The 12,492-nt window shown below is 53.7% G+C and carries 12 protein-coding genes and 1 tRNA gene; 9 read left to right on the top strand and 4 right to left on the bottom strand.

Going from position 1 to position 12,492, the window contains the following annotated elements:
* Positions 1 to 46 precede the first annotated feature (46 nt).
* Entirely contained in the window at positions 47 to 1,114 is a 1,068-nt protein-coding gene (gene queA, locus ACGHAD_RS08125) for a tRNA preQ1(34) S-adenosylmethionine ribosyltransferase-isomerase QueA (protein ID WP_382415789.1), read from the bottom strand.
* 144 nt (positions 1,115 to 1,258) lie between these two features.
* On the opposite strand from queA, the gene ACGHAD_RS08120 reads away from it, so the two are divergent.
* The 6 genes from ACGHAD_RS08120 (at position 1,259) to ACGHAD_RS08095 (ending at position 6,219) form a co-directional block, all read left to right on the top strand.
* Positions 1,259 to 1,345: transfer RNA gene (locus ACGHAD_RS08120), tRNA-Leu, on the top strand.
* A gap of 221 nt (positions 1,346 to 1,566) precedes the next feature.
* On the top strand, positions 1,567 to 2,847 hold the full coding sequence (egtB, locus tag ACGHAD_RS08115) for an ergothioneine biosynthesis protein EgtB (RefSeq protein ID WP_382415791.1): 1,281 nt from the start codon (positions 1,567 to 1,569) through the stop codon (positions 2,845 to 2,847).
* Positions 2,848 to 2,872: 25 nt separating this feature from the next.
* Positions 2,873 to 3,877 (top strand): L-histidine N(alpha)-methyltransferase, encoded by a 1,005-nt coding sequence (gene egtD, locus ACGHAD_RS08110; protein ID WP_382415793.1) that lies wholly within the window; start codon positions 2,873 to 2,875, stop codon positions 3,875 to 3,877.
* Positions 3,867 to 4,634 carry a PhzF family phenazine biosynthesis protein gene (locus tag ACGHAD_RS08105; protein ID WP_339615420.1) on the top strand — a complete coding sequence of 256 codons (768 nt, stop codon included), beginning with the start codon at positions 3,867 to 3,869 and terminating at the stop codon, positions 4,632 to 4,634. The genes egtD and ACGHAD_RS08105 overlap by 11 nt, the downstream gene beginning before the upstream one ends.
* Before the next feature lie 106 nt (positions 4,635 to 4,740).
* Positions 4,741 to 5,655 carry an adenylate/guanylate cyclase domain-containing protein gene (locus ACGHAD_RS08100; protein ID WP_339615421.1) on the top strand — a complete coding sequence of 305 codons (915 nt, stop codon included), beginning with the start codon at positions 4,741 to 4,743 and terminating at the stop codon, positions 5,653 to 5,655.
* A 75-nt stretch (positions 5,656 to 5,730) separates the two neighbouring features.
* Complete coding sequence (locus tag ACGHAD_RS08095) at positions 5,731 to 6,219, top strand: RDD family protein (RefSeq protein WP_339615422.1); 489 nt, start codon at positions 5,731 to 5,733, stop codon at positions 6,217 to 6,219.
* Between the two features lie 71 nt (positions 6,220 to 6,290).
* Here the strand turns inward: ACGHAD_RS08095 and lptG are convergent, their stop codons facing one another.
* Together lptG and lptF are read right to left on the bottom strand one after the other, a co-directional pair.
* A complete protein-coding gene (gene lptG / locus ACGHAD_RS08090) occupies positions 6,291 to 7,391 on the bottom strand; it encodes an LPS export ABC transporter permease LptG (RefSeq protein ID WP_390403728.1) in 1,101 nt (366 codons plus the stop codon).
* Positions 7,336 to 8,427 carry an LPS export ABC transporter permease LptF gene (gene lptF, locus ACGHAD_RS08085; RefSeq protein ID WP_382415798.1) on the bottom strand — a complete coding sequence of 364 codons (1,092 nt, stop codon included), beginning with the start codon at positions 8,425 to 8,427 and terminating at the stop codon, positions 7,336 to 7,338. Before lptF ends, lptG begins: the two co-directional genes overlap by 56 nt.
* 311 nt (positions 8,428 to 8,738) lie before the next feature.
* Here lptF and ACGHAD_RS08080 point away from each other — a divergent pair, with 311 nt between their 5' ends.
* The 3 genes from ACGHAD_RS08080 to ACGHAD_RS08070 are packed head-to-tail and all read left to right on the top strand — an operon-like array spanning position 8,739 to position 11,190.
* Positions 8,739 to 10,223: a leucyl aminopeptidase gene (locus ACGHAD_RS08080; RefSeq protein WP_382415800.1), complete on the top strand. Its 1,485-nt coding sequence runs from the start codon at positions 8,739 to 8,741 to the stop codon at positions 10,221 to 10,223.
* A gap of 5 nt (positions 10,224 to 10,228) precedes the next feature.
* Positions 10,229 to 10,669, top strand: a complete 441-nt coding sequence (locus ACGHAD_RS08075; protein ID WP_382415802.1) for a DNA polymerase III subunit chi — start codon at positions 10,229 to 10,231, stop codon at positions 10,667 to 10,669.
* 11 nt (positions 10,670 to 10,680) lie between these two features.
* Positions 10,681 to 11,190: a hypothetical protein gene (locus tag ACGHAD_RS08070; RefSeq protein WP_382415804.1), complete on the top strand. Its 510-nt coding sequence runs from the start codon at positions 10,681 to 10,683 to the stop codon at positions 11,188 to 11,190.
* Positions 11,191 to 11,197: 7 nt separating this feature from the next.
* On the opposite strand, the gene ACGHAD_RS08065 is transcribed toward ACGHAD_RS08070, so the two are convergent.
* Positions 11,198 to 12,421, bottom strand: a complete 1,224-nt coding sequence (locus tag ACGHAD_RS08065; protein ID WP_382415806.1) for a sugar efflux transporter — start codon at positions 12,419 to 12,421, stop codon at positions 11,198 to 11,200.
* Positions 12,422 to 12,492: the final 71 nt, after the last annotated feature.

The following is a 12,492-nucleotide window of genomic DNA, read 5'->3' as shown; positions in this document are numbered from 1 at the left end:
GAGGTAGCAGGAGTCGGGGTATCGCTGGACATAAGACGCTCGGGCTTTAATCAGTGACGCCGGGAATATCATCACCGGCGCGAGGGTTTTGGGTAATAAACATAGCGTCACCGTAGCTAAAAAAGCGGTAGCGCTCGGCAACAGCCGCACCATACGCCGCCATGGTATGCTGGTAACCGGCAAAAGCCGACACTAACATTAACAGGGTCGACTCCGGCAAGTGAAAATTCGTCACTAAGGCATCAATAACTTTAAAGGAGCAACCGGGGTAAATAAAAATATCGGTATCGCCCTGCATCGGCGCAATCGACTCTCCCGCTGGGGCATTTTGCGCGGCACTTTCTAGGCTGCGTACGCTGGTGGTGCCCACCGCAATCACACGCGAGCCACGCGCCTTGGCGGCGCGCACCGCGGCACAGACAGACTCGTCGACGTCAATCACCTCACTGTGCATTTGATGATCACTGATATTATCAACCCGCACCGGCTGAAAAGTACCCGCCCCCACGTGTAACGTCACAAACGCCAGTTCAACGCCGCGCTCGCGCAACTGCGCCATAAGCGCGTCATCAAAGTGCAGCCCTGCGGTGGGCGCGGCAACAGCGCCTTGCTTCTCGCCATAAACGGTTTGGTAGCGCTCGCGATCAACCGCATTATCCTCACGATCAATGTAAGGCGGCAGCGGCATATGGCCGTGCTTATCCAGCACCTGCAACACCGGTTCAGGAAAGGTAATTTCAAACAGCGTTTCTTGCCGGCCGGTCACCTGCAAACGCGTGCCATCATCTAACACCAGTTCGGAGCCGGCCTTGGGCGATTTACTGGCACGGGTGTGAGCCAATACATGGTATTCATCCAAGACGCGCTCAACCAGTATTTCCACTTGTCCCCCGGTGGGCTTTTGCGCAAACATACGCGCGGGGATTACCCGGGTGTTGTTAAACACCATCAAGTCGCCGGGTTGTAGCTTATCCAGCAAATCGGGAAACTGGCGGTGCTCCAACGCACCACTGGGACCGTCCAAACACAACAACCGACTACCGCGACGCTCGGCGGCAGGAGTTCGGGCAATTAGTTCGTCGGGTAAGACGTAATCAAAGTCTTGGCGCTGCATAACATGGAGAATCAGAATTTTTGAAGGGCGGCAAGGTTAGCCCAAAATGCAACAAGTTGCCAGCCGCCCCAAGAGCCACCGCAATAAATATTTAACATCAGTGGTTGACGAGAACAAACTCGCTGCTATAATCACGCCCACTTTGCCAGAGTGGTGAAATTGGTAGACACAGGGGATTCAAAATCCCCCGCCCTTAAAAGCGTGCCGGTTCGAGTCCGGCCTCTGGTACCATCTTGTTAAACGCATCGATCTTCACCAATCGATACGCTAAAAAGCGCAGTTAACACTGCGCTTTTTTTATGGGTGTTTGTTTTACAGCTACAGAGCTAAGCGAAAACCCTAACCCCGCCTTTACACCTCTTTGCAACAAAATCACTACTTGCATCACATCATTTTCTTTAAATCGTCTCAAACCTGCCCTATGCTGATGATTCATTCACAGGGAGACCTTTATGCTGAGTGAACCAATAGCAACCTCTGACGTTGAGCTTCGGCAATGGTACGACCGCGTCCGGCAGCGCACGACAGCGCTCACCAAAGGGTTGAGCGCCGAAGACATGATGCTGCAATCTATGCCGGACGCCAGCCCCACAAAATGGCATCTGGCACACACCAGTTGGTTCTTTGAAACGTTTGCTCTAAAGCCCCACCTGCCCCATTACCGCGTTTTTGACGCGGACTATGAATACCTTTTTAACTCTTATTACGACAGCGTCGGTGAGCGACACCCGAGACCTGCACGAGGGTTGCTATCGCGTCCATCGGCGGATGAAGTCTTCGCCTATCGCCGCCATATAGATGATGCCATGTTAGCTCTGATAGACACGGCCCCGAGCAAAACCGTCGCCGATATTATCGTCACCGGGCTGCATCACGAAATGCAGCACCAAGAGCTTATCCTCACCGACATTAAACACGCTCTAGCGCAAAACCCGTCGGCATTTTCTTCTGGTCACGCCAGCGCCAGCTTGCCCACAAGCGCCGCGCAAATAGCAACTGATTCAGCTCCCTTGGAGGCCGCATTTAGTACATTTACCGAGGGGCTGTACTGGATTGGCGCTGAGCCTACAGACTTTAGTTACGACTGCGAGCGCCCCCGCCACCGAGTGTTTTGCAATGCCTTTTCACTGAGCAACGCCCCTGTCACCAACGGCCAATGGCTAGCCTTTATGGCCGCTGGTGGCTACCAAGACCCGGCATGGTGGCTATCCGATGGCTGGGATTGTAAGCAAAAAACCCAATGGCAGGCCCCTCTGTACTGGCAAGAGGTCAATGGTGAGTGGTTTGAATGTCAGCTCGACGGCTACCAGCCTATTAACCTAGCCGCACCGGTATGCCATATCAGCTACTTTGAGGCCGACGCCTTTGCCCGCTGGGCGGGTTACCGCCTACCGCGCGAGTTTGAGCTGGAAATCGCGGCAACCCAAAGCGCCGCGCAAGGTAACTTTGCCGAGTCAGACCGCTGGCAGCCACAGCCGGCAGCAGCTGGCGAAGGGCTTAAACAAGTATACGGTGATGTCTGGGAGTGGACTTCCAGCAGCTACAGCCCCTACCCCGGATTTACCCCAGAGCAAGGCGCACTGGGCGAATACAACGGCAAGTTTATGGTTAACCAATACGTCTTGCGCGGCGGCTCCTGCGCCACGGCGCAGGCGCAAATGCGCCCGAGTTATCGCAACTTTTTTTACCCGCACCAGCGCTGGCAGTTTAGTGGCCTGCGGCTCGCGCAGTAATGTCACTCAGGATGAGGATTCAAACATGACCATCGCACTCGCAACGCAAGATACCGAACAAGCAACCTCTGAACACGACCGCAGTTTTCGTGAAGATGTTTTACGCGGCCTCGCCCTGCGCCCCAAACAATTAGCGCCGAAATATTTTTACGATGAACGCGGCTCGCAATTATTTGACGATATTTGCGCATTGGATGAATATTATCCTTATCATGTCGAGCTGGAACTTCTACCTACCGTCGCCGCCGACTTGAGTCGTTTTTTTCGCGCCGAAAAAAACGACGAGCTGTCCATTGTCGAGTTCGGGGCGGGCTCACTGCGCAAAATAACACCACTACTAAACAACATCGACACCGTTAAAAACCTCACCGCCATCGACATTAGCGAAGAGCATTTGCTTAACTCTTGTGCCGAGCTACGCCGCCGCTATAGCGGGCTTGATGTTACCCCTCTTGCACAAGACTTCACTCTGCCGCTGCCCCTAAGCCAAACCGGCTTGACCCGTATGGGCTTCTTTCCGGGCTCGACCATTGGCAACTTACACCGCCAACAGGCGTTAGAGTTTTTACATAATGCCGGACAAACCCTTGGCAGCGGCGCCTACCTACTGATTGGCGTTGACACTAAAAAGCCAGAGCATATTTTGCATCAAGCCTACAATGATCCTCGGGGAGTAACGGCAAATTTCAACAAAAACATATTGACGCGCATTAACCGCGAGCTAGATGGCGACTTTGATTTAATGCACTTTGGCCACCACGCGTTTTACAATAAAGAGCACGGCCGAATCGAAATGCACTTGCGCAGCTTACGGGCGCAACGGGTGCAAATTGCCGCGCGCGAATTTTACTTTGCAAAAGGCGAAAGCATTCACACCGAAAACTCCTATAAATACCATCCTTCAGAGTTTGCCACACTTGCCCGCAAGGCTCACTGGCACACTCGCCGCCTATGGATGGCACCCGACGATTTGTTTGCCATTAGCCTGCTGCAATATAAACCGGCAACCACAAAAATTGATGATCGTTGACAGTTTTTGTGGTGCGGGCGCACGGGGTAATCGTCACCATATTGTTGCGCTTGACACATCAACGCTAGACACCGGCAAAAATATCGAGGCGCAGATTTGGCAACAAGCTCTTAAGCCACACGCCAACACCTTGGTACTGTGGCAACAAAACGATTGTTGGCACGCGCGCTTTTTTGATTGTGGCCACCCAGTACTGCGCTGCGGCTCGGGCAATATCGCCGTTGCCGCCTATTTGTACACACACGAATTTCACAACACGTTTAACCTTACCCTACACACAGCGGCAGGCGCCGTCACCGTTGGGGTCGACAACAAAGGCGCCTATTATTGCGACCGCCCCTGCCCCGTTAGCGCGAAAGATGACCCCGCACGCTGGACTCACCTCTGCCAAACCCCGGTATCAACCGCCGTTCGTATGGGCGGCAGGCAAGATTACACCTTGCTACTACTGCCCGATCCCCAGGCACTATCGCAGCTTCGGCTACGTGCGCGCGCGCTGAAGCTGTATAGCGCGCGCTCTGTCATTGCTCTGGCGCCAGCCCACAGATATTGGCATTTGCGCTACTTTGCCCCCCAGTACGGTGTACCCGAGGACGCGGCCACGGGGTCGGCGTGTGTCCAGGCCAGCAGCTATTTAGCACGTATAACCCACCATCGGCGCTTTAGCTTCAATCAACGCTCCCGCGCGCGGGGTATTATTCATACCGAAAAACGGCCCCACGAGGTTATCGTGCGCGGCAGCTATCGCCTATATTAATTGCCACAAACCCAGCCAAAGCACCTATCGCGTCGTTTTAAGCGCTTGCCGCCCAAATCTCTTTGAGATGCTATAATCGCTCAAATTCCGAACCGAGAGTGTCGCAATGTCCGCCCAGCGCGAAACACAGGCCGTGATGTTTGCCGACGTATCCGGCAGCTCGCGGCTCTATAAAGAGCAAGGTAATACTCAGGCAAAAAGCCTTATCGACGAGACCCTGAGCGTGATTCGCAGTATTATCGAACGCCACGCCGGCGTAGTCGTGAAAAATATCGGCGACGAAGTTATGGCGCGCTTCCCCAGCGCTAGCGATGCCTGTCAAGCCGCACTTGAGTTACAACGCCAATCTCTCAATCTAGATTTACAGGCGCTGCGTATCGGCATCGCCTACGGTGCCACGCTACTCGACCCTCAGGGCGATGTCTTTGGCGATGTGGTCAACGAAGCGGCGGAGGTTTCACACATTGCCCGCGCGCGCCAGATTGTGGTGACCCACGCGGTTTTGACGCAACTCAGCGAACCTATGGCCAACCAGTGCGATGCGTTTGACCGCGTTGTATTAAAAGGCGCACAAAACATTTGTACCGTATACCGGCTGCACTGGGAAACGCCGACAATCACCCACAGCGCCACCGCCGTCATGGATGTTCGCGAGTTGCACAACGAACTGGACCGCCACCGTTTACGTTTACGCGGCCCGGAACGCGAGGCCAGCTTTACCCCCGATCAACTGCCTTTATCCTTCGGTCGCGAGCGCGCACGTGTAAACTGGGCGATCAATTCAACACGCGCTTCTCGTGAGCACGGCAGTATTTTATTTCGTCGCGGTAAGTACGTCCTGGTAGATCACAGCACCAACGGCACTTATATGCAGGGCGACGATCAGGCCAACGTGCTTTACTTGCGCCGCGAAGAAATACCCCTAACAGGCAATGGGCGCATTAGCTTTGGCGTGCCGATCGATGCTCCGGGCAGCTATGTGATTGAGTTTTTTATCGGTGCTGACACCACTTTAAACTAACGCCTCTCGGCGCCACCTTTGCGCGTGAGCTAAACGCTAAATAGCGACACATTAACAACATCGGCGGAGCCCTAGATGCCCCAACAAAAACCCAAAGAACAACCCTCATCAGCCCGCGTTGTGGCCGCGAGCGCGGGCGTCGTAAAACGTTTGGCCGCTGCGGTTTACGACAGCTTATTAATTATGGCAATCAGCCTCGCGTACAGCGCAACGCTACTCGCCGTTAAAACTCTTGTACTGGGGGAGGCAATTGCCCCGGGCGAAAAAGCTCAGATGGGAATTTTTGGGTTTATCGGCTGGGTCATTATCTGGGTGGGGTTTTACGTCATCTTTTGGCAGCGCTTTGGTCAGACGCTGGGAATGAAAGCGTGGCGCCTTAAACTGACCGACAGCAGCGGCAACAAGCCCACCATTGGGCAATGCTTATTGCGCTGTTTTTTGGGCGGCCTATCACTGGCGTGCTTAGGGTTAGGCTACTTTTGGTTATGGCTCGACCCCGAGCGCCTCACTCTGCACGATCGCCTCTCGGGCACTCGCGTATTGCAACTGCCTAAGGGCCACTAATCCAGTCGTTTAACGCCCCACTTAACCGGTGGGGCACTCTTACTCTTGCGCATAAACATACGCCGTCAAGGTTACGCGGCGCGCCGTAGCAGCACCACCCCGAACAGCAAACACAAGCCAATCGGTACCAGTACCGCCACCAACGGCGGAAAACCAAACACAATACTGGATGGCCCCAGTAAGCTTTGCACCAACCGAAACCCAATACCAAACACAACGCCGGTAAAAATTCTTTGCCCCATAGTCACTTCGCGCAGCGGGCCAAATACAAACGAGATGGCAATTAACACCAAGCTGGCGGTCGCTAATGGCTGCAACAGTTTTTGCCAAAAGGCTAAGTTATATTCACTGCTTTGCAGATTTTGCTCTTTTAAGTAGCCCACATACTCATGCAAGCTCTCAATCGATTGCGCCTCGGGAGGCACCGCGACAATATCCAATAACTCAGGCGTAAGTTCTGTGTGCCACTCCCGTGTCGGTAAACGCTGGGTGGTTAACTGCTCACCCGTAAAATTGGTAATCAACACGTTTTCCTCATGCCACACACCGTCGTAATACTCGACGTGATGAGTAAAACTCGCCTCTTCAAGCTTACCGTCGGCAAAGCGATAACGGCTGACACCGCGCAGGTTTCCACCGGGCTGAATGACATTAAACTGGATAAATTCATCCGATTCACGATGCCAAACGCCCCGCCGGGTTTGACCTTCATCACTGTACCCCAACGCAATCGCACGGCGACTTTCGGCGACTTGATCGGCGTACGGAATAACATATTCGCCCAGGACGATGCCCATAAAAATAAACAGCAGTACCGGCTTCAGCACCATCCACACAATACGCCCTACCGATACTCCCGCGGCGCGCATCACAACCAACTCGCTCGAGCCGGCCAGGCTGCCCAAGCCAATCAAACAGCCGATCAACACAGCGTAAGGTAGATATTCATAAGCACTGCGGGGCAACCCCCAGAGGATATAAATCAAGGCCTCAAAAAAGGTGTAATCTTTTTTTAAGCTATCTAACTGATCGATAAGCTTACCGATAAAGTCTAGGCCCAACACCAGCAGCAAGACCATCGCCACAGCACCAACCACCGCACGCGCCACATAACGATTAAGCTTTAGCACGTTTACCCCCTCGGCGAGTAAAAACGTTAGTTGGCCCGACAAACACCAACCACGCGATAACAATAAACACGCCGTGCACCACCCACAACCCGGGCATAATCGGGAAGTTGCCCGCCTCCATCTCGGAGCGTACCGAGCTGAGCCCGGCCAGATAAAAAAGGTACAACAATATAGCCGGCAGCATTTTTAGGTAGCGCCCCTGGCGCGGATTGGTGCGGCTGAGCGGTACCGACATAAATGCCACTACCAGCACTAACAACGGCATGGATAAACGCCACTGCAAGGTCGCCCGGGCCGAGATGCTATCGTCTTTTAACAATTCGCGGGTCGATCGAGCGTCCGCCTCGGAATTGTATGCGGCCGACACGTCTGGTTCGGGAATATGCTGGGCCAGCTGCTCAAACTCGGTGATTTGATAGTCGGCAGAACCCGGACGCCCCTGATAACGAATGCCGTTGTGCAACTCCAGGTAGCGCTCATCGTACTCACTATTGTGGCGCTGTTTACCCACCTCGGCTATAGCCACTGCGGTAGGGGTACCCACTTGGGTTAAAAACAACTGATTAAGCTGGGAGCGGTTGTCGCTGATAGACTCAACGTACGTTACCACCTTGCCGCCGTTGAAGGGCTGAAAGTGACCGGGCCGCAGGGTAGTAAATTCACTGCGCGAACGCTGCTCGGCAAATAATTTTTCGGTTTGAGCGGCGCCCCAAGGGCTGACCCACAAGCTCATGGCGCCAACGATTAACGCCACTACCACCGCAGGTATGGCCGTAATAAACAATAACTGTTTTTGGCTCATGCCGCAGGCGCTAAGCACGACCATTTCACTATCCATATAAAGGCGGCCGTAGGCGAGCAAAATGGCAATAAAAAAACCTAGGGGAACGACCAACTCCAAAAAACCAGGCAGACGGTAGGCCATAATCGTAAACAGCACATCGACCGCAATTTTGCCCGAGGCAGCATCGGCTAGGTATTTAACAAAACGGCCGCTCATAATGATCAGCAACAAGGTGGTGCTGACAGCGAGCATGGTCACCAGCACCTCGCGCGACAAATAGCGATATACGATCAAAATACAACCATCCTTACTCAATTGAGCGGCCTACCCGACCAAAAACGACCGCCATAGGCAGTAACAACCAAAGACTTTGGCCCCTCGCCCACTGATGACGTAAACTAGGCGAATATTGGTGGCATTATCCCGCAACCGAAGCCGTTTGTCTCGGTGTCTGGATAAGCCAAGCGATAGACCGTACGGGAGCGCTGTTCGTTCCAGCGACAACGTCGCTCGATTTCTCGGCAACTGTTATTGCCGGGGCGAGTGTAACCGAGTAACGGTTACCGCTTAACCGCTCGCAACACAAAATTAACTAGGGGTCACACATGCAGTTTCAAGCTAAGTCATTCGACGCTACCAGCCACCGCAGCGCGCTTTTGGTCGTAGGCGTATTTTCCGACACTACCCTGACACCCAGCGCTCAGCTTATTGATCAGGCCGGTAAAGGTCAGCTGAGCAAATTACTGACTCGTGAAAAATTCACCGGAGCTCGCGGCACCAGCCTAATGCTCCATCACAATGTTGGCCAAAGTGCCGATCGCTTGCTGTTGCTGGGACTCGGAAAATCGGCCAAAAGCGACGTTGAACCTGCCGCCATTAGTGCAGCCCTCAGCGCACTGCAAAGCGCGGTAAAAGGTGCCCCGTATAAAAACATCAGCATCGATTTAACCGGCGTCACCGTCGGTGGCCAAAACGCCAGTTGGCTGGCGCGCAAAATCGCGCAAACCTTAACCACCGATCTCTGGCAGTTTGACCAGCTCAAAAGCCAAAAGCCCAGCAAAATTAACATCAATAAAATTACGGTTAATGTCGATGGCAGCCCCGCCAGTGTTAAAAAGGCATTAGCACAAGGCCAGGCACTGGGCGATGGCATGAACTACGCCCGCGAACTGGGCAACCTACCCGGCAACATCTGCACCCCAACCTACCTGGCCAATCAAGCCCGCGCTCTGGCTCGCGGCCAGAGCAAGCTGCACGTCAGCGTGTTAACCGAAAAACAAATGAAAGCCGAGGGCATGGGTTCACTGCTATCCGTCTCAGCCGGCAGTGACGAGCCCGCTAAGCTCATTGTGATGGAGTACCGCGGAGCGGCTAAATCAAAAGCGCCCAACGTGCTGGTCGGCAAGGGCATCACCTTTGACACTGGCGGTATAAGCCTTAAGCCAGGCGCCGGCATGGATGAAATGAAATTTGACATGTGTGGCGCAGCCAGCGTGTTTGGCACAATGAAAACTCTGCTCGCCCTGCAGCCTAACACCAACGTGGTGGCGATTGTCGCTGCGGCCGAAAACATGCCATCGGGCGGCGCCACTAAACCCGGTGATATCGTGACCTCTATGTCGGGCCAAACCATTGAAGTACTCAACACTGACGCCGAGGGCCGACTGGTACTGTGCGACGCCCTAACCTACGCCAAGCGCTTTAAACCCAAAACCGTAGTGGACATAGCCACCCTTACCGGCGCCTGTGTTATCGCTCTAGGCAGCCACGCTCACGGCTTATACAGTAACGACCAGCAATTTGCCGAGCAGCTTTTAGCGGCGGGCATCGAGGCCGGGGACCGCGCGTGGCAAATGCCCCTGTGGGACGAATACCAAAAACAACTCGACAGCAACTTTGCCGATATCGCCAACATTGGCGGTCGCGAAGCCGGCAGCATAACCGCCGCTTGCTTTTTATCGCGCTTTACCAAAGAGCTCCGCTGGGCACACCTGGACATTGCCGGCACGGCTTGGAACTCCGGCAGTGCTAAAGGTGCTACCGGCCGCCCCGTGCCTTTGCTGGTGCAATACTTACTCGACAGTAAATAATTGCTATGACCGAAGTGGATTTTTACATCCTCAGCAGCGATGAGCCCGACAAGCGACTGGCCTTTGCTAGCCGCTTGTGCGAAAAAGCCATTAACAATGGCCGCAAAGTTTTGATTGCCACCGATGATGCGACGCAACTGGCATCAGTGGCTAAGCACCTAACCGACGAGCGGCCAGAAAGTTATCTGCCCTGGCGCCACAGTGATGCTACCGACTCGGGCGAACCCATCGCCCTTGACTGTAGCGGCGAGTGCGGTAATCATCACGATGTACTGATTAGCTTATGCGCACAATTGCCAGAGTATTTTAGCCGCTTTGCCAGAATGGCCGAAGTGGTCATTCAAACCGACGCAGTGCTTGCGCACACCCGCCAGCACTGGAGCTTTTTAGGCGAGCGCGGCTACCCCATCAGGCACCACAAACTAGGACGGGCGCATAACGTATAAGAGTCAATGCCATGAGCGATGAGCGCGAGAAAACCCGCAGTGAGTTATTAAATGAACTGGAGTCTATCCAAGGATTATTGGACAACGATGACATCCCTGTACTGCAAGAGGTTATTGAGCAGTTAGAGCAACGCCACAACAACATGCTGGACCGGCACGAAGAGAACTACGAGCTAGATTTAGGCGGTACCATCAAGACTCAAGCCACTGCCGCGCCAACCCCAGGTTCCCACTCAACGGCGCAACCGACTAACAGCTCTGCAAAAAACGTAGCGCCCGCTCAGCATTCGCCCAGCAACAGTGAAAACCCGTTTTTGCCACAACATATCCGTTCACGCTTGCGGGGCAATCGCGCTGGTGACTTTACAACAGAACCCAACAACCGTAAAAACACCGAGCGACAACGGTTAATTGATGAGGTCATTGGCGACTTAATGCCACAATTAAAAGCCACACTGCGCACTAAATTATCGACGTTAACAGACGCGCAGTTGCACGCACTTAACAGCCAGGACGATTAGTATTTTTCTAGCGTGCCTGTGGCTCTACACCCTCACCGGCCCGCACTAACATAAACAATCCACCGGCCAAAATCACTAACACCATGTTCGCCATAAACACGCTTAAATAACCATAAGCCTCGGCCACACCACTAATAAGCAAGCTGCTTAATAACGTCCCCACGTGGGTCGTATTGGTATATAACGCCGAGGCACTGCCCGCACGCCCCGGTAGCATTTGCTGCACCACCGACACACCCAAACCGGCCAAAATGCCAACAAACACCGCGTTGGCAATTTGCAGTGCAAATAACTGCCAAAGTGCCGTTGCGCAAAACACGCCGGCATACAACACTAACCCCGCCAAGGCACTGGCGCGCACCAAGTTCAGCGGGTTCATACGTGCAGCTAACACGCCGGCAAGCAACATTACCGGCACCTCTAGCCCAGCGGCGGCACCCATAATCCACCCCACCCAACCGGTCGAAATATCCAAATTGCGTGTAAGGTGCAAAGGCAAGCTAATTAAATACGCGTTGTTGACACACCACATTAACGAAAACGCCAACACGCAGAGCGCTAAAGACCAACGCGAACGGGCATTTAAACTCCCCCATAAACCTGATTTAACCTCAGGCTCATCCGAATGGCCCGTCAGCTTTAACGCTGGCAACATTTTGGGGCTAACAATCGCCACCGCCGCAAATAGCGCCGCCGCAATCGAGTACAAGCTGGTAAACCCCCAATGGCTGGCAATTAAAAAGCCCGCTGGCGGCCCCGCCACCCAAGCAAAAGCAATTTGCGCCCGAACGACCGCGTTAAACAAGGCAATACGCTCAAGCGGCAAACAGTTTTCGGCGTACTCTAGGCTATAAGCCAAAATCTGCGAGAAAGCTACCATCGCCAAACTCAGCAAAAATACTGCCGACAAGCAGGTCAGCCAATAGTGGCGCGACAACGCAAACACCAAACAACCCAGCACCCCGACTAGACACAAGCCCACCACTAACATGCGTCGATCTTTAAGCGAGTCGGACCAAGCGCCTATTACTTGATTGTAAACAATGCTGCCAATCGCGATTCCCGCATAGGGAATGCCCACCCAAAAGGGGCTTACCCCCACCTCATCAGCAAAAAAGATACTCAATGTCGGCAGTAACAGCGCGCCGACCACCCCCGTCGCAAAGGTCAAAAAATAAATACCCAGCGCTACCGGTTTAAACAGTACCGTTTTTTGCAAAAAATTGGTCACTCTCACCTCAAGTCGTGATCGAACACCACATGGCGCACGGTTACAGGTATTACCCAACGAAAAACCCCAGC

Origin of the sequence: Gilvimarinus japonicus, from assembly GCF_042847215.1 — a bacterium.
GTDB lineage: Bacteria > Pseudomonadota > Gammaproteobacteria > Pseudomonadales > Cellvibrionaceae > Gilvimarinus > Gilvimarinus japonicus.
This window is presented reverse-complemented; position numbering and strand designations above follow the sequence as displayed.